Genomic DNA, 20,818 nt, shown 5'->3' with positions numbered 1-20,818 from the left:
AGCGATGGACCCTGCCATGGTGCCATAAATGCAGTTTTACAGCTTCATGGGACCGCGCTTGAGACGCCATATGTACCAAGCCTTCTGTTCTGTCATAGGTGTGGTTTGTAAGAGTACTATGGTGCTTCTTGACTGCAGCAAGGGCTAGCCATGAGCGACTATCTGCTGGAAGAGGCGCCGCTGAGCAGTGGTGCCATCTATCGTCTGTTCTGCGGGACGATCTGCCCGCGCCCTATCGCCTGGGTGTCGACCCGGGATCGTGACGGTAATACCAACCTGGCGCCGTTCTCCTTCTTCAACGTGGTGAGCGTGGCGCCGCCGGTGCTGGGCTTTTCGCCGCTGATCAACGGCGAGGGCCAGCCCAAGGACACCATCCGCAACCTGGAGCAGGTGCCCGAGTGCGTGGTGCACATCAGCGGCGAGGCGCTGGTGGAGGCGATGAACGTCACCAGCGCCAGCCTGCCGGCGGGGGAAGACGAGTTCGCCCTGGCGGGGTTGGAGAAGGTGATCATGTCGGGGCTGTCGGTGCCGCGGGTGGCGGCTGCCCCGGTGGCCTTCGGCTGCCGGCTGCGCGAGATCGTGCGCTTCGGCGACCAGCCCATGGCGGGCTGCCTGGTGCTGGCGGAGGTCGTGTCGATCCATATCGACGATGCGATATGGAATGGCCGTCATGTCTCGGTAGAAGCGCTCAGGCCCATCGGGCGCATGGCGGGCAGCGACTATGCCCGCACGAGTGACCTATTCGGGTTGGAAAGGCCGGCGTGAGGCGGTGGCGTCTCGCGCGTTAGGTAGGTCGGCGGCTGGATTCACAGCCCGCCGGTGAGGTGCTTTTCACCGCCTGAAGAGAATTCGCTATGAGCGACTATCCTGCTAGATAGGCACCACTGAGCAGATCGCCATCTATCCTCTCTATCTGCGGGACGATTCGCCCGTGCCGATGCTCCCCTCTTGATGATGCAGGATCGCATCGCCGTGCCGCCTCCGTTAGGGGTGTCACGTCCACAAAGGAAGTGAAACCATGAGAAAGCGCGCTTCTCCCAAGCCCCCGAATGGTTCGCAGGAACTCTGGCGCCAGTCCGCGACGACATTGGCGGCACTTATCAGGTCCGGGGAAGTATCGAGCCGCGAGGTGGTCGATGCGCACCTGGCGCGGATCGAGGCGGTCAACCCGACACTCAATGCCGTCACTATCATGCTGCGCACATCGGCCCAAGAGGCGGCGGACGCCGCGGATGCCCATCTCAAACAGGCGGGCAAGCGCGATCTGCCGCCCCTGCACGGGGTGCCGATCACCGTGAAGGAGAATATCGATTGCGTAGGTACCCCGACCACCTTGGGCCTGGCCGCGAACGCCAAGGCATTGCCGGAACAGGATGCGCCGGTGGTCGAACGGATGCGTACCGCTGGCGCCATTCCCATCGGGCGCACCAACATGCCGGAAATGGGCCTGCGGATCTCCACCAGTAACCCGTTCAGAGGACTGACGCGCAATCCGTGGAACGCACAGCTGACCGCCGGGGGCAGCAGCGGTGGCGAAGGCTCGGCCGTGGCGTCCGGCATGTCGCCGCTGGGAATCGGCAACGACATCGGCGGATCACTGAGGAATCCGGCGTTCTGCTGCGGTGTCGCGGCATTGAAGCCCACCCAGGGGCGCGTGCCTTACGGTAGTGCCGGCGATGGCTTCCTGAGTGCCCAGGTGATGCTGACAGATGGCCCCATTGCCCGCAGTGTGGCTGATCTCAGGCTCGTTCTGGAGCAGGTTCATGGGCAGCACGTGCGCGACCCTCGCTCGGTCACGGTGGTGCTGGAAGGCCCGCGAGTCCCGCGTCGTGTGGCCATGGTGACATCGTTGCCCGGCAGTGTGGTTGACCCGGCCATTGTCGCCAGCGTCCGGGCGGCAGGCGAGGCGCTTGCCGCCGGCGGTTACCAGGTGGAGGAGGGGATACCGCCGGAAATCGAGCTGATCAACCATCTCTGGACGCAATTCCAGATGTCCGACCTGAGCCTCACGGCCGAGTCGATACGGCCCACGCTCAGCCTGGAGGCCGCCATGCTCATGGATGCCCTGATCGCCAGGATCGATCCCTCGGTGACGCATGCCGCGCTGCATCAGGAGCGTTCGCGTCTCGGCCGGGCCTGGTCGGCGTTCTTTGCGGAATATCCGTTAATCCTGGGGCCCGTCTGGCCTTCGGCACCGTTCGTGCACGATGCCGATGTCGCCTCGCCAGCCGGCAGCGAGTTGATGCTGGGCATGCAGTGGTTCGTGACCCCCGGCAATCTGCTCGGCTTCCCCGCCGTCGTGCTACCGACCCGGCCGATCGACAACGCACCGATGACCGTCCAGTTGTACGCCGACCGCTTTCGCGACGACCTGGTGCTGGAGGCTGCCGAGGTCATCGAGGCCGCGTTTGGGCCGTGCACGCCGGTAGATCCCTTTGTAGCCTGAGGAAACAGAACGCTTCCTAGCTCTACGGCTGTTTTCTGCTGGATACGACCGGCAGGCTCGCGAGGTCGACGTCGCCGTGCTGGCTGGTAACCGTCAATCGGCTCTGGCTTCCCTGCTGCTGGGCAAAGCCATGGATGCGATGGTCCAGGGTGTCATAGACGCGGAGGGTATCTTCGGTTTGTACGACGAGGCGCCGAGCCTGGGCAAAGTAGGCGTAGCGCAAACCGTTCTGTTCGCCGGTCGCGTTGGGTGCGCCGAGTTCCGCCGGCCACCAGGCGGTGTTATCTTCCGCGACGAGCCAAGCTGGCTGTTGGGCAGCTATTTCACCCGCTATCCCTTCACCAGCCATCCCACCAACCCTCTCACCAATTTCGTGGCACAGCGCATCCACGCGGGCGTTCAAAGCATGGTTGAGAGGGTCGCTCAGCATCAGCATGCCACCCTGCATCCATTGGCCGGGACCGCCGAACTCCGGGTGCGAAAACATCGCCATCTGGCCATCACCGTCGGCCACGGCCAATACCATGTGCGCAATGGCGTCGCGACTGAAATCGTGACGCTCGGCGAGCTCGTCGACGATGGCGAGCCCCCGGGGGCTGAGTGAATGCATGCCGGTTTGACTCACGGTTCGCCGGCCAGTTTCTTCTCGACCAGATCGAGCCTGTCTTGCCCCCAGAAGGGCTCACCGTCGATGTCGTACCACGGGGAGCCGAAGCAGCCTGCCGCGACGGCCTGTTCACAGGCCTCATTGAGGCGCTGCTGCCCCACGTCCGATTCCGACTCCTCCAGCAGTGCCTGGCCGTCCAGGCCGCAGGCGTCGGCGATCTCGCGCAGCGTGTCGAGGTCGGCGACATCACGCTCCTCGACCCAGCAGGCCTTGAGTATGGCCAGCGAAAGTTCGGCGATGTCGTGGCCATGGGCCTTGGCGGTCAGTGCCAGGCGCGCCGCCGGGCGGTCGTCGGTGGGGAAGTGCTTGGGTTGCCGGTTGAGGGGAATGCCAAGCTCCTGCGGCCAGCGCTTCAGCTCGGCCATGCGGTAGGCCTGGCGCTCGGGCGCCCGCTTGGGCAGCGGCAGCCCGCCGGTCCTGGGGAATACTGCGCTGAGCGTGATCGGCACATAGTCGATGGTGGCGCCGTGGCGGGCGGCGATCTCGCCGAGCCGGGCATGGCCCAGGTAGGTCCAGGGCGATACCTGGCTGAAGTAGTAGGTGATGCGCTTGGGCATGTTGGTCGTTGCCTCTTCTGTCTCGTCGGTGTTTCCTAACGATAGATGTCCTGGTAATTCTTGCGCAGTTCATTCTTCTGGACCTTGCCCATGGTGTTGTACGGCAGCCCGTCGACGAAGAGCACCCGCTTGGGCTGCTTGTACTTCGCCAGCCGGTCCTTGAGGAAGTCGATGACATCCCGCTCGTCGAGCCGGGCGCCGGCTTCCGGTACCACCACGGCGGTAACGCCTTCGCCGAAGTCCGGGTGGGGCACGCCGATCACGGCGGACTCCTTCACCCCCTCCAGTTCGTCGATGATCTGCTCGACCTCCTTGGGGTAGACGTTGTAGCCCCCGGAAATGACCATGTCCTTGTCGCGGCCGACGATATGGACATAGCCGCGTTCGTCGACCATGGCCAGGTCGCCGGTGACGAAGAAGCCATCCTCCAGAAGCTCCTCGCGGGTCTTCTCGGGCATCCGCCAGTAGCCGATGAAGACGTTGGGGCCGCGAATCTCGAGCATGCCGATCTCGCCATTGGGGAGCGGCTCATGGGTTTCGCGGTCGGTGATGCGGTACTCCACGCCCGGCAGCGGCATGCCCACGGTGCCGGCGCGACGATCGCCGTCGTAGGGGTTGGAGAGGTTCATGTTGGTTTCGGTCATGCCGTAGCGCTCGAGGATGGCATGGCCGCTCTTCTGTTCGAACTCCCGGTGGGTCTCGGCGGTGAGCGGGGCCGAGCCGGAGACGAACAGCCGCATGTTGGCGGTGACTTCGGGGGTCAGGCGCGGATCCTGGATCAGCCGCGTATAGAAGGTCGGCACCCCCATCATCACGCTGCCGCGAGGCAGCTCCTCGAAGATCACGTCGGCGTCGAAGCTCGGCAGGAACAGCATGCTCGAGCCGGCCATCAGGGTGACGTTGCAGCCGACGAACAGCCCGTGGGTGTGGAAGATCGGCAGGGCATGAATCAGGCGGTCCTCGGCGGTAAAGCGCCAGGCCTCGACCAGGGTGGCGGCATTGGAGCCCAGGTTGCGGTGGGTCAGCATGGCGCCCTTGGAGCGCCCGGTGGTGCCCGAGGTATAGAGGATCGCGGCCAGGTCGTTCTCCTCACGCGGCTCGATGGTGTCGTGCGGCGTGGCCCGCTCGGCGGCCTCCATCAGGCTGCCGTCGCCATCGGTGCCCAGGGTTTCCACCGCCGGGCAGCCGGTCTCGCTGGCCACCGCCCGGGCCTGGTCCAGGGCGGCCGGACGGCAGACGAACAGGGCCGGTTCGGCGTCGGCCAGGAAGTAGCGGATCTCGTCGGCGGTATAGCCGGTGTTGAGCGGCAGGTAGACGCCGCCGATCCGCAGGCAGGCGAGATAGAGCAGGATCGCCTCGGGGCTCTTGTCGACCTGCACGGCGACCCGGTCGCCGGGGGCGACACCCAGCGCGGCCAGGGCACCGGCCAGCCGGGCGCTGGCGGCCAGGGCAGCGGCGTGGCTGTAGCGGCGGCCGTCACGGGTAGTGATGAAATCGGCATCGCCGCGTTCCTGCATGCGGGCGGCGAAGGTTTCGAAAAGATTCTGGCTCATTTGACGTTCTCTCCCTTGGCCATTTTCCTGGCGCGGCGAACGAGGTCGCGGACCTCGTTCGAGTGGGCCACCTTGGCGTTGGCGATGTAATTTTCGTGATTTCGCTCGATGTCGTCGAGTACGTAGAGATAGTTGACCATGAGTCCCTCGGCCTGTTTCAGGCCCTTGGGCGAGACATCGCCAAGCCAGTTGATGCGCTTCAGTTCGGCGCCGTTACCCAGGTGGAAGCGGGCCACCGGGTTGAGCGGCAGGCCGCGGGCATTCTTCTCCTCCACCAGGTAGCGTGCGGCCAGGGGCTTGATGATGGCCTTCAGGCGATCGCTCTGCTCCGGGTCGCGATGCCAGTCGGGGTTGTCGAGCCCTTCCAGGGTGCGGCGCAGTTCGGCCGGCAGGCTCTCGTCGGTGCGGCAGCCCGCGAGCCACTGGCTGAAGCCGGGCACCGGCGAGAGGGTCACGAAGTGCTTGAGCTGGGGCAGCTCCTGCTTGAGTTCCTGGACCACCTGCTTGATCAGGAAGTTGCCGAAGGAGATGCCGCGCAGGCCGGTCTGGCAGTTGCTGATGCCGAAGAAGGCGGCGGCATCGGCGGCCTCGGGGTCGTCGATGTCTCGTTCGCCGGCACTCTCCCCCGAGAGTATCGGCTGGATCCTGTCCGGGAGGCCCTTGCACAGGGCCACCTCGACGAAGATCAGCGGTTCGTCGCCGATCGCCGGGTGGAAGAAGGCGAAGCAGCGCCGGTCGCGGGCGTCGAGCCGGCGACGCAGGTCGTCCCAGTCGCGGATCTCGTGCACCGCCTCGTAGCGAATGATCTTCTCCAGGATCGATGCCGGCGTGTTCCAGTCGATACGCTTGAGCATCAGGAAGCCGCGGTTGAACCAGGAGCCGAACAGGTGGGCGAAGTCGGCGTCGATGGCATTGAGCTCTTTCCCGTCCGAGCGGGGCTCGCGCAGCAGCCCCAGCAGGTCCTCGCGCATGCGCACCAGCTCGTAAGTGCCGTTGCTGGCCAGGTTGAGCCGCCGGAACAGCTCCTGCCGGCGCGGTTCGCAGGCATCGAACAGCGTCTGCAGGTTGGCGTTGTTGCGCGCTTCCCGGTAGGCCGCATAGGCCCTGTCGATGTCCGTTGGCTCGGCGGCGAACTCGGTTTCCAGGCATTCGAAGAAGCGCCGCCGCTCCTCCTCGTCCAACTGGCGATACATGGCCAGGGCCCGGCTGGCCAGGGCGATGCTCGACGCCTCTCCATCGCTTTCCAGCAGGGCGTGGCAGGCCTTGATCAGCTGAGCATGGTCCGGCGCGACGATCTCCCCCTGGCGACGCCGCAGCAGGGCGTCGCGCTGGGTGATGCTGTTGAACAGCTCCTGCAGGAAGGTCATGTTCATGGATAGAGCCTCCTTAGCCCATGATCAGGTTGGGTAGCCACAGGGCGATACCCGGGAAGAAGCAGAGCAGCAGGATGCCCAGCACCATGCACAGCGCGTAGGGCAGGCTGCCCAGCAGGATATCGCGCAGCGAGATGTCCGGGGCGATGCCCTTGATGATGAACAGGTTCAGGCCCACCGGCGGCGTGATCAGGCCGATCTCCAGGTTGATGGTCAGGATCACCGCGAACCAGTACGGATCGAAGTTGGCGGCCAGGATGATCGGCAGCAGGATCGGCGCGGTCATCACGATCACCGCCACCGGCGGCAGGAAGAAACCGGCGACCAGCAGGAACAGGTTGATGATGCCCATCAGCACCCAGCGATTGACGTCGAGATCGCTGATGGCTGCCGCGATGGTCTGGGTGATGAACATCGAGGAGAGCGCGTAGGCGAACACCTCGGCGGTGGCGATGATCAGCATGATCATCACGCTTTCGCGCAGCGAGTCGCGCATGATCAGCTTGATCGGCCCCACCTGCCACATGCGGTAGATGATCACTGCCAGGGCCACGCACAGGAAAGCCCCGACGCCGGCGGCTTCCGAGGGCGTGGCGACCCCGCCATAGAGGGCGAACAGGATGCCCGCGACCACGGCCAGGAACGGCAGTACGCGGATCAACGCCTTGAGGTTGGCGTCGACGTTCTCCTTGATGGACTGCTTCACCCGCGCAGCGGACTGCGCCATGGGGTTGTTGTAGCCCCCGGCCAGGCGGCAGGCGATCATGGTCCAGATCATGAACAGGCCGGCCAGCATGAAGCCGGGGACCACGCCGGCCATGAACAGGCGGCCGATCGAGGTCTCAGTGGAGATGCCGTAGATGATCATGGTCACCGAGGGCGGGATGAGGATGCCCAGGGTACCGCCTGCGGCGATGCAGCCGGCCGCCACGCCATCCGGATAGCCGCGTACGCGCATCTCTGGAATGCCCATCTTGCCGATGGCGGCGCAGGTGGCCGGCGAGGAGCCGGAGAGCGCGGAGAAGATCGTGCAGGCGCCGATGTTGGAGACCGCCAGGCCGCCGGGCAGGCGCCCCATCCATAGGTCCAGCGAGCGATAGAGGTCGCGCCCGGTGGGTGAGGACGCCACGGCGGCACCCATCAGGATGAACATCGGGATGGCCACGAAGCCGAACTCGGCGATGCGGTCGAAGAAGGTCTCGCCGAAGTAGGTCAGTTCGGGGAGCCCGCGATCATAGATCAGGGCCACCAGTGAGACTCCGCCCAGGGCGAAGGCGATGGGGGTGCCGATCGCCATCAGCAAGATCAGGGCGATGGCGACGATGATTCCCATGGTAATCGGGTCCATGCTCAGTTCTCCCCGCGCAGAATTTCAGCGATGTATTGCAGCGACAGCAGCGTCGCTCCCACGGCCATCGGCAGCAGGGCCGGCCATAGCGGGGGGTTCCATACGGTGCCGGTGGTCCAGCCGCCTTCCCAGGCCTCCCAGACATAGACCCAGGCGCCGTAGGCCAGCGCAGCACAGAAGGCCAGCCCGATCAGGGAGGCTGCGAGTCGCATGAGCTTCTGGGGCAGGCCGCCCAGGGCGTCCGGCAGGATGGTGATGGCGACATGGCCGCCGGTCATCAGCACATAGGGGCTGCCAAGCAGCATGGCGGCGGTGACCGAGAAGACCGTGAATTCGGTCTGCCAACTGGTGCTCATGCCGAGGATGTAGCGGATGAAGACCATCTGGCAGATCACCAGCACACCGGCGATGAACAGCGCGGCGGCAAGGTAGGCGGTGATTCGAGACAGGACGTCCATCGTGCGGATGAAGCCGCCGACGACGCCGGATCGTTGAGCAAGGGACTGAGAGTGGGCCATGGCAAGGATTTCCTCCCGAGTGAAAGGGCGCCGGCCTCCCGGGCGGGTGGCCGGCGCGGGTCTCAAGTGGTCAGGGCTCACTCCACGGCCAGGGCGGCATCGATGATCGCCTGGCCATTGGGCACGTTCTCGGCAAAGTTCTTGTAGGAGGTCTCCTGGGCGAGTTCGAGCCAGGCGTTGTAGTCCTCTTCGCTCATGCTGACGACCTCCACGCCGTTCTCGCGATAGACCTCTACCATCTTCTCGTCGATGGCCGCGGCCTCGGCAGCGAAGAACTCCTCCGCGGCCTTGCCGGCCTCCATCAGGGCGGCCTGCTGCTCCTCGTTGAGACCCTGCCAGACCTGGTCGGAGATCAGCACCGGCTCGTACATGAACCACAGCGCGAAGTCGCCAGGCTCGGTCAGGCACTCGACCTGTTCGTAGAGACGGAAGGAGATGAACGACATCGAGGAGGTGTTGGCGGCCTCGAGCACGCCCGTTTGCATGGCGGTGTAGACCTCGGAGGAGGGCATCGAGGCGATCGAGGCGCCGGCGGCCTGCAGCATCTGCTCGAAGGCCGGTCCGGCGGCCCGGATGTTCTGGCCGCGCACGGTATCCGGTGAGGTGATGCACTGCTCGCTGGAGGCGAAGCCCCCCGACAGCCAGGTGTCGGCGAGTACCCGGGCGCCCCCTTCCTCGATGACCGAGTGGATCATCGCCATGTATTCGGAGTCATTCAGGCGCTTGGCATGCTCATGGTTGCGCACCAGGCCGGGCATCAGGGTGGCGGAAAATTCGGGATGGCGTCCGCTGGCATAGTCCAGCGGCAGCAGGGTGAGGTCCAGGCGACCGCGGACCAGGGCGCCCCACTGCTCGTTGGCCTTGAACAGCGACTGCCCGGGGTAGACTTGTATGCTGAGGCCCACATCCGCCTCGGCGACGTGGCGTGCCATCATCTGCACCATTTCGTCGCGAACATCTCCCTGGCCACCGGGGAACTGGTGGGAGGCACGAAGGACGGTGTCGGCCGAGGCGATGCCGCTGAAGGCGATGGCGAGTCCGAGGGCTGCGGTAGCGGCAGGCTTGATTTGGCGTGTCATCTTGAGGCTCCAGAATTTGTTTTTGTGTATGGTTGTTACTGCGGCTAGTGTTTATCAGGCGAGCTGATGTATACATCAATAGACCTCATATATACTGTTGTCAACATTTGCCGGTCTGAATCGCCAGCAGGTAAAACCGCAGGCAAAGTAGGGGAGCGGCGTGGTGGTCATGTCATGAAGGTGTGTCGTGGAGGTGACAGGTGAGCAGTGTTAAACGTTCGAGCGCACAACGACTCAGGGATGCTCTGGAGGATGACATCATCAACGGTCGGCTGACGCCGGGAGAGCGGCTCGATCCGGAGGCCCTGGGCCGGGAGTTCAGTGTTTCGCGCACCCCCGTTCGCGAGGCGATCCAGCAACTGGTGGCCAGCGGCCTGGTCACGGTGTCGCCCAAGAAGGGCACCTTCGTCGCCCGGATCGGCATCGACCAGTTGATCGAGATGTTCGAGGTGATGGCGGAGCTGGAGGGCATGTGCGGGCGCCTGGCGGCACGGCGTATCAGCGAGGAGGAACTCGCCGCACTGCGCGAGGCCCTGGCCCGCTGTGAAGCGGCGGCCGAGGCGGGCGATACCGACGAGTACTACTACGAAAACGAGACCTTTCACGACTGCATCTACACAGCCAGCCACAATGGCTTCCTGGCGCAGGAGGCGCGGCAGCTGAAGCAGCGGCTCAAGCCCTACCGCCGGCTGCAGCTTCAGGTACGCCAGCGCATGGGCGGCTCCCTTGCCGAGCATCGCAAGATTGTCGCCGCCATCGAGCAAGGCGAGGCGGAGCTTGCGGAGCAGACGCTGCGCGAGCATGTGTTGATCCAGGGCGAGCGGTTCAGCGATTTCATCGCCAGCGTCAAGAAGCTGGATGCGTCGGCGACCCGCCTGGACGCCCCCCATGACCGTACAAGGGCCTGACATGAGCGACTATCTGCTGGAGGAGGCCTCGCTGAGCATCGGGGCCATCTACCGTCTCTTCTCGGGCAGCGTCTGCCCGCGCCCCATCGCCTGGGTGTCGACGCTCGATCGCAACGGCAACGCCAACCTGGCGCCGTTCTCTTTCTTCAATGTGGTGAGTGTAGCGCCGCCGGTGCTGGGATTCTCGCCGCTGCTCGATGGCGAGGGACAACCCAAGGACACCATTCGCAACCTGGAACAGGTGAGGGAGTGCGTGATCCATATCAGCGGCGAGGGCCTGGTGGAGGAGATGAACGCCACCAGCGCTGGACTTCCTCACCACGAGGATGAATTTGCCCTGGCGGGACTGGAGAAACTGCCGATGCCCGGGGTCTCTGTGCCCCGGGTGGCGGGTGCGCCGGTGGCCTTCGGCTGCCGGCTTCGCGAGATCATCCGTTTCGGTGACCAGCCCCTGGCCGGCAACCTGGTACTGGCGGAGGTGGTATCGATCCATGTGGACGACGCGGTGTGGAACGGCCGGCACGTATCCATCGACGCGCTACGACCCATCGGGCGCATGGCCGGAAACGACTACGCCCGAACCAGCGACCTGTTCGTGGTCGAGCGGCCGGCGTCGGGCAGCGCCATGAGCCGCCCGGCACGGGGCGGCTGACGCCAGGCCGTTCGGGTCGAGGCTCGCTTCACGTGCGCTCATTGGCTTCTCTCCATGCTGTCCATGCTGCGGCGTCGATTCACTCGGCCAGGTTGGTGACCGGGCGTCCCGCGGCGAAGGCGAGCAGATTGTCGAAGGCGTCGCCGAAGTAGAGCTCGTAGCTGTTCTTCTCCACATAGCCGAGGTGGGGCGTGGCGAGGAAGTTGGGCAGCTCGAGCAGCGGGTGATGGGTTACCGGCTCCTCGTCGAATACATCCACGGCGGCCAGGCCAGGCCGCCCCGCGCGCAGTGCCGCCTCCAGGGCGCCGGCCTCGACCAGCGGGGCGCGGCTGGTATTGACCACCAATGCGGTGGACTTCATGCGGGCGAGGTCCTCGGCGGTGACGATGCCGCGGGTCTCGGCGTTCAATCGCAGGTGCAGGCTCAGCACGTCGCTGCGCTCGAACAGCGCCTCCTTGCTGCCGGCCACGTCGAGCCCCGCCTCGGCGGCTCGCGCCCGGGTGCCCTCACGACCCCATACCAGCACGTTCATTCCGAAGGCCTGGCCGTAACGGGCCATCAGCTGGCCGATCTTGCCGTAGCCGAAGATGCCCAGGGTGCGACCCTTGAGGCCGGTGCCCAGGGTGCGCTGCCAGCGTCCGGCCTTGAGGTTCTCGAACTCCTGGGGAATATGGCGCATGGCGGCCATGACCAGCCCCCAGGTGAGCTCGGCGGCGGCATGGGGCGAGCCGGTGCCGGCCATGACCGTGACGCCCTGGCGGCGACAGGCGTCCATGTCCACATGGGCCGCGCCGCCACCGGTCTGGCTGATCACCCTGAGGTTGGGCAGGCGGGTCAGCAGCTCGGCGGAGATCGGCGTGCGTTCGCGGATCAGCACCAGCGCCTCGGCATCGCGGAAGCGTTCGGCCAGGGCATCCAGGTCGGTCAGCGTGTCGTTGTGGATGGTGACGTCCTGGCCTTCCAGTTTGCCGAAGGCATCGAGCGTGCGCACGCAGTCCTGGTAGTCATCGGGTATCACGATCTTCATCGGGCGGGTTCCTTGCCGGGTGCCTGGCTATTTCAAGGCCAACGCTGGATACGACACCGAGCGGCTCAGAAGCTGGTCTGCCAGGTCGTGGAAATCGCTGGCTACGTAGTCGAAGATCGGATCCACGGTCAGGTCGGGCCTGGCTTGTGGCCCGAACTCCAGCGGGCGCATCACGAAGGCGGTGTGCAGCCCCTCGCTGTGTGCGGCCTTGAGGTCGTCCTGGTGGGCGGCCACCATCATGATCTGCTGCGGGCTCAGGTCCAGCAGCCGGGCTGCCATGCGGTAGACCTCGGGGTCACGCTTGTAGTGCCTTGCCAGCTCGGCCGAGAGGACGCAGTCCCACGGCAGGCAGGCCTGCTTCGCCATGTTGACCAGTAGCGACATGTTGCCGTTGGAGAGCGGGGTCAGGATGAACCGCTCGCGCAGGCGGTGCATGCCGTTCACGGCATCCGGCCAGGGCTTGAGTCGGTGCCAGGCGCGATTGAAGTTGGCCTTGTCGGCTTCCGACAGCTCGGTGATGCCGAACTCCTCGAGCAGCCGGTCCAGCGTCATGCGATGCAGTTGGTCCAGCGAGGTCCATGAGAGGCGCCCTTGGCGAACCCGATTCATCGAAGGGGCATAGCCCGCACGCCAGGCATCGGCAAAGGCTGCCCAGTCGACTTCCAGTCCACGGGCACGCCCGAGCGACTCGCCTTCGCGAATGATGCTGCTGCGCCAGTCAACCACCGTGCCGAAGACATCAAAGGCCAGGCAGCGGATGTCGGCGAGTTGTGGGGGGGTAAGGCTCATGCCGTCACTTCCTTGTTAGACGCTAGTCGACATTATAATTGTATGCAATTCGACTCGATTTTCGCCAAATGTAGGCCTACAGTGCTCCCCATGCAAATAGCTGTGCACTTTCCTTTGACGGAATGTTGACCATCCGGCCTTGTCATAGCAGGTGAATCTACTCTTCCCGTGCCCAGTCGCTATTCGGAGCCGCCATGTTTCCCCCGTTCACCCTTCGCTATGCGCGATTTCCCGAACGCTTCTACGCGCGCTTCGATCCCGTTCCCGTGGCTTCGCCGCGGCTGGTGGCCTTCAACCGTTCCCTGGCCGACGAGTTGGGCTTTGACCTGGCGACCTTCGAGAGTGACGAGGCAACAGTCTGGTTTGCCGGCAACGTGGTGCCGCCCGGGGCCGAACCGTTGGCGCAGGCCTACGCCGGCCACCAGTTCGGCGGCTTCGTGCCTCGGCTTGGCGATGGCCGTGCCGTGCTGCTGGGTGAGGTGACAGACAGGGAAGGCAGGTTGCGCGATATTCAGCTCAAGGGGGCCGGGTGTACGCCCTTTTCCCGCGGCGGCGACGGTCGCGCGCCGCTGGGGCCGGTGCTGAGGGAGTACCTGGTCAGCGAGGCCATGCACGCCATGGGCATTCCCACCACCCGGGCCCTGGCAGCGGTGACCACCGGCGAGCGGGTGGTTCGTGGCATTCCCGAGCCGGGAGCGATCCTCACCCGCGTGGCCACCAGCCATATCCGTGTCGGCACCTTCCAGTACTTTGCCGCCCGCGGCGATGCCGATGCCATTCGCGAGCTGGCCGATCATGTGGTCGAGCGTCATTACCCCGAGTTGGGAAGGCTGTCCGGCCATGAGCGCTACATGGCGTTGATCGAGGCGATCCAGGCGCGACAGGCGACCTTGGTAGCAAAGTGGGTGGGGGTGGGTTTCATCCATGGCGTGATGAACACCGACAACACCACGGTCTCGGGTGAGACCATCGACTACGGCCCCTGCGCCTTCATGGAGACCTACGATCCGAAGAGTGTCTTCAGCGCCATCGACGAGGGCGGGCGTTACGCCTACACCAATCAGCCCTGGATCGCCCAGTGGAACCTGGCGCGGCTGGCCGAGACCCTGCTGCCGCTGATCGACAGCGACCAGGAGCGGGCGGTGGAACGTGCCACCGAGCTGATCGAGGCCTACCCGGAGCAGTACGAGAGTGAATGGCTTGCCGTCATGCGAGCCAAGCTGGGCCTGACTCGTGAAGTGGCGGGCGACCAGGCGCTGGCCGAGGCGCTGCTGGAAACCATGCAGCAGGGGCGGGCCGACTTCACCCTGACCTTCCGTCAGCTCTGCGAGGCGGCCGAATCCGGCGAAGCGGACAGCGCCCTCGGCGACCTGTTCGAGCGCCCGGAGATCATCGAGGCCTGGCTTGAACGCTGGCGCGAACGGCTGACCCTGGAGCTTGCGCCGCCCGCCGAGCGGGCCAGGCAGATGCGGCTCGTCAATCCGGCCTATATTCCCCGCAACCACCGGGTCCAGCAGGCGCTGACCTCAGCCATCGACGAGGACAACTTCACTCCCTTCGAAGAGTTGCTCTCGGTGGTCACACGGCCATTCGAGGCGCAGCCCGGCCGTGAGGATTACAGCCTGCCGGCATCACCACGCGAACGGGTCTTTCGCACCTTCTGCGGCACATGAGTGCCGCTGCCAGTACCGGCTTCCATCGATCATTCCCGGCAGCCTGGTGGCGATGGTCGGGACGGAATTGGCTCCGAATCGGGTAACACGAGCTTGCGACTCTCGCCCATCAGGAAGGCGCGGTTGACCTCCAGTGCCTCGCGCAGGAAGTCCCACAGCAACCGCACCCGGGCCAGGCGCCGCTGCTCCTGGCGCGCGGTGATCCAGAACTGGCGCACGATCTCTACCTCGTCGTCCAGCACGCTGTCGAGCGTGTCGCTGGTCTCGGCCATGAAGCAGGGCAGCACGGCAAGACCGGCACCGCTCAACGTGGCGGCATGCTGGGTTGTCACGCTGGTGCTGCGTATCGAGAAGTGCGGCCCTGGCTGGCCGACCACGGCGGGGTCGAGCAGTGGCTCCAGATAGCTGAGCTGCTCGCTGAAGATCAGGTCGTCCACATAGCCGATCAGACGGTGGCGGCCGAGTTCCGCAAGCCCAGTCGGCGTGCCATGGCGCGCCAGATAGTCGCGGCTGCCGTACAGCCGCAACCGGTAGTCGCACAGCCGAGAGGTCACCATGCCTGGGCTGACTGGGCGCTCTACGGTGATGGCCAGGTCCGCTTCATGGCGGCTCAGGTTGACCACGCGGGGCAGCGCCAGCAGGTCCAGGGTGATGCCGGGGTGGCGTTCGCAGAAGAGTGAGAGCAGCGGGGCGACCACCCAGGTGCCGAAGCCCTCGGTGACCCCCAGGCGTATCTGGCCGCTGAGCTGGTGGTTCTTGTCGGTGAGGCTTTCGCCGGCTTCGAAGGCATGGCGGGCCATCTCCTCGGCATGGGCCAGCAACTGCTGGCCGGCTTCGGTCAGATGATAGCCATGAGTGCTACGCTCGAAGAGCTGGGTGTTGAGTTTTTGCTCGAAGCGGCGGGTGCGTCGCGATAGGGTGGAGTGGTCAAGGCCCAGGCGTCGGGCGGCATCGGTCAGCCGTTGGCTGCGGGCCACTTCCAGAAAGATCTGTATGTCCTGCCAGTCGAGCATGATGGTCTCCCGGGGCGCGGCGTGGTTGTGCAACAGCGCACAAGCAATGTGCCCGAGTGCCCGTTGTCAGGCAATCCGACCTCTGGCTAGACTCATGGCATTCCATTCCGTGTGCTAATACACACAAAGTCTAATATCTGCCTTGCTTCGAGAAGGCCATCACAACGATAAGCAGGCTGCGCAAGCAGACAAGAGCAAGCAGACAAGCCAGAAGACAAGAGAGAGGAGCACGCACCATGTCAGTCCGCGAAATCCCCATGTACATCGACGGCCAACCCTTGCAGTCCAAGAGCCAGGAGTGGCGCGATGTGGTCAATCCGGCGACCCAGGAAGTGGTCGCCCGGGTGCCGTTCTGCACTGCCGAGGAAGTGGAGCAGGCCGTGGCCAGCGCCAAGGAAGCCTTCAAGACCTGGCGCAAGGTGCCGCTGGGCAAGCGCATGCGCATCATGCTCAAGCTGCAGGCGCTGGTGCGCGATAACACCGCCGAGCTGGCCGCGCTGATCACCGAGGAGCACGGCAAGACGCTACCCGACGCCGAGGGCGAGGTGGGCCGAGGCCTGGAAGTGATCGAGCACGCCTGCTCGATCACTTCGCTGCAGCTTGGCGAGCTGGCAGAGAACGCTGGTACCGAGATCGATGTCTACACCCTCAACCAACCACTGGGGGTGGGTGCCGGTATCACCGCCTTCAACTTCCCCATCATGCTACCGTGCTTCATGTTCCCGCTGGCCATCGCCACCGGCAACACCTTCGTGCTCAAGCCATCCGAGCAGGATCCGAGCTCCACCATGCGCCTGGTGGAGCTGGCCCACGAGGCCGGGGTGCCGGCTGGTGTGCTTAACGTGGTTCACGGCGGCCCGGACGTGGCCAATCAGATTGCTGACCATGCCGACATCAAGGCGCTCTCCTTCATCGGCTCGAGCCACGTGGGTTCGTTGCTCTACAACCGCGCCGCTGCCGCCGGCAAGCGCATGCAGGCGATGATGGGCGCCAAGAACCACTGCGTCGTCATGCCCGACGCCAACCGCAGCCAGGCCATCAACAACCTGCTGGGTTCCGCCTTCGGCGCCGCGGGACAACGCTGCATGGCCAACTCCGTGGTAGTGCTGGTGGGTGAGGCCCAGGCGTGGCTTGACGATATCGTCGACGGCGCCCGTAACATGAAAGTGGGTCCTGGCACCCAGCGCGACGCCGACCTCGGCCCGCTGGTCTCCCCGGCCGCCCGCGACCGCGTGATTCGCCTGATCGATGCCGGCGAGAAGGAGGGCGCCAAGCTGCTGGTGGATGGCCGCGACTTTGAAGTGTCGGGTTACGAGCATGGCAACTTCGTCGGCCCCACCGTGTTCGCCGACGTGACCGCCGAAATGACCATCTACCGCGAGGAGATCTTCGGGCCGGTGCTCTGCGTGGTCAGCGTCGATACCCTGGATGAGGCGATCGAATTCATCAACGCCAACCCCAACGGCAACGGTACCTCGATCTTCACCAACTCCGGCTGGGTGGCACGCCGTTTCGAGAGCGACATCGACGTCGGCCAGGTGGGCATCAACGTGCCGATTCCGGTTCCGGTGGCCTACTTCAGCTTCACCGGTTCACGCGGCTCCAAGCTCGGCGACCTCGGCCCCAACGGCAAGCAGGCCATTGCCTTCTGGACCCAGACCAAGACCGTCACGGCTCGCTGGTTCGAGCCCGAGAACGTCTCCAGCGGCATCAACAGCACCATCTCGCTGAGTTGACCTCGCTGATCTGACGCCAGTGGCGAAAGCGCTGAAATCAAGGACGGCCCTGCCTGGCGGTGGGGCCGTCCTTTCTTTCAATGGACGCCAAGCCGGTATTTGCTGATACAGTAGGCGCATCATCGTATGCCAGCGTGGAGCTCACGTGACCAGGCGTCTCTCGTTTCCCTTGCCGACCTTCGTGGCATTTCGCTGGCTGGCAATGCTGCTGTTACTGCTGCCAAGTCAAGCCCTGGCTGCTATCGACGTCGGCGCCTTGCAAGGGAAGCTGAACCTCGGCCGGAACGTACTGTTGCTGGAAGACAAGCATCGTGAGTTCGATATCGAGCAGCTGATCAGTCGTGGTGAAACCTTTGAATGGGGCGCCTCACGCGAGGAAACCATCAACTTCAGTTTTTCCGACGCAGCCTGGTGGGTGCAGCTGCGGGTCGAGAACGATTCCTCGGCCCCTGTGCGCCGGCTGCTGGAGCTGGCCATGCCGCTGCACGACTACCTCGATGGCTATGTGGTGAACCCGCAGGGCGAGATCCTTCGCCAGTGGCATACCGGTAACCGGAGAAATTTCGACTCCCGCCCGGTCGCCCACCGTACCTTCGTGTTGCCCATCCATGTCCCGGCTGGCGAGTCGCTGCAGGTCTTCTTGCGTCTGGATACCCACGACGGGCTGTACGATGCCACGCCCCTCTATCTCATGGACTATGCCAGCTTCCTGGCCAAGGCCCAGCGGGAGTTGATGGCCTTCAGTCTCTACTTCGGTGCCCTGCTGGCCCTTTTGATCTACAACCTGCTGCTTTACATTGCCACCCGTGAGCGTCCCCTGCTGCACTACGTTGCCTACCTCGGGACCTTCTTCATCCTGATGTTTTCGTCGCGCGGTTTCGCCTTCCAGTATTGGTGGCCGGACATGCCGACGTTCAACAACCAGATGGTACCGCTCAACATCGGTTTGTTCGCCGTTACCCTCGCGTTCTTCAGTGACAGCTACCTGAACCTGCGCCAGCACGCCCCCCGCTTGACCCAGGCGCTCTACGGGCTGGCCGGCCTGTGCCTGGTGAGCGCGTTGCCGGCGCTGTTCGGTCACTATGCACCGGTATTCCACCTGTTGATTCCGGGCGCCATTCTGCTCTCGTGCCTGTTGCTCGGTGTGGCGGCGTGGCGGGGTCTTTGTGGCGACACGCTAGCTCGGATCTACCTGGTGGCCTGGAGCGTGCTGCTGATCGGCATCACGCTTTACTTTCTGCGAGTAGCGGGGGTGCTGCCCTACAACATCGTCACCGAGTACGCCGTCCTGCTAGGTTCGGGGATCGAGTTCCTGCTGCTCTCCCTGGGGCTGGCTTGGAAGATCAACCAGTTCAAGACTGATAAGCTTGCCGCCGAACGCGCCACGTCCGACTTGCAACGCTCCCTCAACGAACGCCTGGAAGGCGAGGTGCAACAGCGTACCCGGCAGTTGGAACGCGCCAACCGACAGCTCACGATCATGGCGCGTACCGACCCGCTGACCGGTTTGTTGAATCGTCGACAGTTCCAGGAGCTGGTCGAGGACGAAGTGAATCGACGGCGACGCAATGGCCAACCGCTGCTGTTTGCGGTGATGGATATCGACGACTTCAAGCTCTACAACGACACCTATGGCCACCAAGCCGGCGATGAAGTACTGATACGGATATCCACTCTGCTGCTCGATCACTTCCGCCGCGCCGGTGATCGGATCTTTCGCCTGGGGGGGGAGGAGTTCGGCCTGCTGCTGGCCGTCGATTCGCTGGAAGAGGGTCAGCAAGTGCTGGAACGGTTCCGCCAGGCCCTCCAGGAACTGCATATTCCCCATGAGGCTTCCACGCATGGGGTGATCACGGCCTCCTTCGGTTTGGTGGCGTGCCAGGGATGCGGCGCTGTACGTGACGTGGAGTCGCTCTATCGCCTCGCCGACAAGGCCATGTACGAAGCCAAAGCGAGCGACCGCAATCGGGTGGTGACGTGTTCGATGATAGCGAAAGGCTGAATGCGTGTGGGCATGGACAATGACTTTACGTTGACGTTAACTGACTGTGACCTTTAGATCCCACCAGGAGCCCGCCATGTCTACGCCCATCAGCCGCTTTCCGATTCCCGAGTCGATCGAAGACATGCCCGGGGATATCCGCGACGCCATGCTGGCGGTGCAGGAGAAGGCCGGCTTCGTGCCCAATGTCTTCCTGATGCTGGCCCACCGCCCGGACGAGTTCCGCGCCTTCTTCGCCTACCACGATGCCCTGATGGAGCGGGAGTCGGACACGCTGACCAAGGCCGAGAAAGAGATGATCGTGGTGGCCACCAGCGCGCGCAACCACTGCCTCTATTGCGTGGTGGCCCACGGTGCCCTGGTACGCATCTACAGCAAGGACCCGCTGCTGGCTGACCAGGTTGCCATCAACCATCGCACGGCACCGCTGAGCGAGCGCCATCGGCTCATGCTCGACTTCGCCTTTCACTGTGGCCTGGATGTGGGCGAGCTCACCGACGAATGGCAGACCCGCTTGCTGGACGCCGGCTTCACCCAGGACGACATCTGGGACATCGGTGCCATCACCGCCTTCTTCGGCCTCTCCAACCGCCTGGTCACGCTGACCGGAACGCCACCCAACGACGAGTTCTACCTGATGGGCAGGGTGCCGCGGGAGAAGACATAACGATCAGGGGCGATCGAGATCACCGAAAGCGTGTGATGAAGCTCCCTCAGGCGCTGTCCCGGCACCCTTCCAATAGCTGCAGCATCGGCACCAGTTGGCTTTCATGCAGGACCAGTATCGTTTCGGCTGTGGTGTCCTCCTCGGTGGGGGAGACCACGGCGAATTCGCCCTCTTCGAGGTGGAATTCATGCACTTCGCGGTGGCCTGCGGGGGTCATGCAGGAGATGGAACGGTAGGTCTCATCCTCGCCGTAGGTGAGGCGGTGGTAGACCTTGAAGAAGGTGTAGAGGTAGAGCCCCTGGTCGAAGGCGGGCCAGCGGGCGGGGATGGTGCGGGTCTCCTCGTCGAGCGCCTGGCCGTTGGCTTCGGCCCGAATGATGGCGTGCTCGAGCGGGCGGGCCAGCAGTGAGGCGTCGTCCTGCGGGAAGGGGTGCGAAGCCTCGAAGGCCTGGTGGTAGCGTTCGGCCGCGCTGCGCAGATCGTCGAGGGAGCCGATGCGATGGTCGCTATGTGCCAGGTCGGTGGGTTCGAAGCCGCCATTTTCCCAGCCGTGAATTACCCTCAGCAGGAGCTGGCCCCGGGACATGGGCGCCAGCACCAGGGTCTCCAGGGCAATGCGCAGGTGGAGCTGCCGCTCGATCACCTGATTGCCGAAGGCGCTGTAGGGGTCGGCGAAGATGGCGTGCAACTGGCCGGGGGCGTGTTCCTTGGCTTCGGTAAACGGCATCGGTAGTCTCGGCGAGAGTGGTCGTTCGCATGTAGCGACTGTTGTATCATCGCTCGTTATAACATTCATGGACGTGAGATGCT

General features: G+C 64.4%; 19 protein-coding genes. 8 read left to right on the top strand and 11 right to left on the bottom strand.

Translation table 11 applies throughout. The annotated features are described in order from the left end of the window. Positions 1-150 precede the first annotated feature (150 nt). Positions 151-765, top strand: coding sequence for a flavin reductase family protein (locus DU490_RS09780; protein ID WP_114574114.1), 615 nt, complete (start codon positions 151-153; stop codon positions 763-765). A 253-nt stretch (positions 766-1,018) separates the two neighbouring features. After that, positions 1,019-2,446 carry an amidase gene (locus DU490_RS09775; protein WP_114574113.1) on the top strand — a complete coding sequence of 476 codons (1,428 nt, stop codon included), beginning with the start codon at positions 1,019-1,021 and terminating at the stop codon, positions 2,444-2,446. Positions 2,447-2,468: 22 nt separating this feature from the next. Here DU490_RS09775 and DU490_RS09770 read toward each other — a convergent pair whose 3' ends face one another. The 7 genes from DU490_RS09770 to dctP all read right to left on the bottom strand — a co-directional run bounded on the left by DU490_RS09770 (position 2,469) and on the right by dctP (position 9,541). Next, positions 2,469-3,056, bottom strand: coding sequence for an SHOCT domain-containing protein (locus DU490_RS09770; RefSeq protein WP_114574112.1), 588 nt, complete (start codon positions 3,054-3,056; stop codon positions 2,469-2,471). An 11-nt stretch (positions 3,057-3,067) separates the two neighbouring features. Then, positions 3,068-3,670, bottom strand: coding sequence for a 2-hydroxychromene-2-carboxylate isomerase (locus DU490_RS09765; protein WP_114574111.1), 603 nt, complete (start codon positions 3,668-3,670; stop codon positions 3,068-3,070). 35 nt (positions 3,671-3,705) lie between these two features. Beyond that, positions 3,706-5,223, bottom strand: a complete 1,518-nt coding sequence (locus DU490_RS09760; protein ID WP_114574110.1) for a malonyl-CoA synthase — start codon at positions 5,221-5,223, stop codon at positions 3,706-3,708. Continuing rightward, positions 5,220-6,596 carry a malonyl-CoA decarboxylase gene (locus DU490_RS09755; protein ID WP_114574109.1) on the bottom strand — a complete coding sequence of 459 codons (1,377 nt, stop codon included), beginning with the start codon at positions 6,594-6,596 and terminating at the stop codon, positions 5,220-5,222. The genes DU490_RS09760 and DU490_RS09755 overlap by 4 nt, the downstream gene beginning before the upstream one ends. Before the next feature lie 13 nt (positions 6,597-6,609). Beyond that, a complete protein-coding gene (locus DU490_RS09750; protein WP_114574108.1) occupies positions 6,610-7,944 on the bottom strand; it encodes a TRAP transporter large permease in 1,335 nt (444 codons plus the stop codon). A 2-nt stretch (positions 7,945-7,946) separates the two neighbouring features. Further along, positions 7,947-8,462, bottom strand: coding sequence for a TRAP transporter small permease subunit (locus DU490_RS09745; RefSeq protein WP_114574107.1), 516 nt, complete (start codon positions 8,460-8,462; stop codon positions 7,947-7,949). Positions 8,463-8,539: 77 nt separating this feature from the next. Further along, on the bottom strand, positions 8,540-9,541 hold the full coding sequence (dctP, locus tag DU490_RS09740; protein ID WP_114574106.1) for a TRAP transporter substrate-binding protein DctP: 1,002 nt from the start codon (positions 9,539-9,541) through the stop codon (positions 8,540-8,542). Between the two features lie 200 nt (positions 9,542-9,741). On the opposite strand from dctP, the gene DU490_RS09735 reads away from it, so the two are divergent. Together DU490_RS09735 and DU490_RS09730 are read left to right on the top strand one after the other, a co-directional pair. Continuing rightward, the gene (locus DU490_RS09735) at positions 9,742-10,449 is read left to right on the top strand and encodes a GntR family transcriptional regulator (RefSeq protein ID WP_114574105.1); all 708 of its coding nucleotides are present in this window, start codon (positions 9,742-9,744) and stop codon (positions 10,447-10,449) included. A 1-nt stretch (position 10,450) separates the two neighbouring features. Beyond that, positions 10,451-11,101 carry a flavin reductase family protein gene (locus tag DU490_RS09730; RefSeq protein ID WP_114574104.1) on the top strand — a complete coding sequence of 217 codons (651 nt, stop codon included), beginning with the start codon at positions 10,451-10,453 and terminating at the stop codon, positions 11,099-11,101. A gap of 79 nt (positions 11,102-11,180) precedes the next feature. Here the strand turns inward: DU490_RS09730 and DU490_RS09725 are convergent, their stop codons facing one another. Both DU490_RS09725 and DU490_RS09720 read right to left on the bottom strand, forming a co-directional pair. Next, a complete protein-coding gene (locus DU490_RS09725; protein ID WP_114574103.1) occupies positions 11,181-12,128 on the bottom strand; it encodes a D-2-hydroxyacid dehydrogenase family protein in 948 nt (315 codons plus the stop codon). 27 nt (positions 12,129-12,155) lie between these two features. After that, positions 12,156-12,917 carry a haloacid dehalogenase type II gene (locus tag DU490_RS09720; RefSeq protein ID WP_114574102.1) on the bottom strand — a complete coding sequence of 254 codons (762 nt, stop codon included), beginning with the start codon at positions 12,915-12,917 and terminating at the stop codon, positions 12,156-12,158. Positions 12,918-13,111: 194 nt separating this feature from the next. Between DU490_RS09720 and DU490_RS09715 the strand changes: the two genes are divergently transcribed. Further along, positions 13,112-14,590, top strand: coding sequence for a YdiU family protein (locus DU490_RS09715; protein WP_114574101.1), 1,479 nt, complete (start codon positions 13,112-13,114; stop codon positions 14,588-14,590). Between the two features lie 29 nt (positions 14,591-14,619). Here DU490_RS09715 and DU490_RS09710 read toward each other — a convergent pair whose 3' ends face one another. Beyond that, the gene (locus tag DU490_RS09710; RefSeq protein WP_114574100.1) at positions 14,620-15,603 is read right to left on the bottom strand and encodes a LysR family transcriptional regulator; all 984 of its coding nucleotides are present in this window, start codon (positions 15,601-15,603) and stop codon (positions 14,620-14,622) included. A gap of 236 nt (positions 15,604-15,839) precedes the next feature. Here DU490_RS09710 and DU490_RS09705 point away from each other — a divergent pair, with 236 nt between their 5' ends. The 3 genes from DU490_RS09705 (at position 15,840) to DU490_RS09695 (ending at position 20,008) form a co-directional block, all read left to right on the top strand. Further along, on the top strand, positions 15,840-17,339 hold the full coding sequence (locus tag DU490_RS09705; protein ID WP_114574099.1) for a CoA-acylating methylmalonate-semialdehyde dehydrogenase: 1,500 nt from the start codon (positions 15,840-15,842) through the stop codon (positions 17,337-17,339). A 145-nt stretch (positions 17,340-17,484) separates the two neighbouring features. Continuing rightward, entirely contained in the window at positions 17,485-19,341 is a 1,857-nt protein-coding gene (locus tag DU490_RS09700) for a diguanylate cyclase (RefSeq protein ID WP_114574098.1), read from the top strand. A gap of 76 nt (positions 19,342-19,417) precedes the next feature. Next, complete coding sequence (locus tag DU490_RS09695; protein ID WP_114574097.1) at positions 19,418-20,008, top strand: peroxidase-related enzyme; 591 nt, start codon at positions 19,418-19,420, stop codon at positions 20,006-20,008. A gap of 46 nt (positions 20,009-20,054) precedes the next feature. Here DU490_RS09695 and DU490_RS09690 read toward each other — a convergent pair whose 3' ends face one another. Continuing rightward, positions 20,055-20,735 carry a hypothetical protein gene (locus tag DU490_RS09690; protein ID WP_114574096.1) on the bottom strand — a complete coding sequence of 227 codons (681 nt, stop codon included), beginning with the start codon at positions 20,733-20,735 and terminating at the stop codon, positions 20,055-20,057. Positions 20,736-20,818: the final 83 nt, after the last annotated feature.

Source organism: Halomonas sp. DQ26W (assembly GCF_003339685.1).
GTDB lineage: Bacteria > Pseudomonadota > Gammaproteobacteria > Pseudomonadales > Halomonadaceae > Halomonas.
Note: the sequence above shows the minus strand (reverse complement) of the source record. Positions and strands in the feature narration are given on the sequence as shown.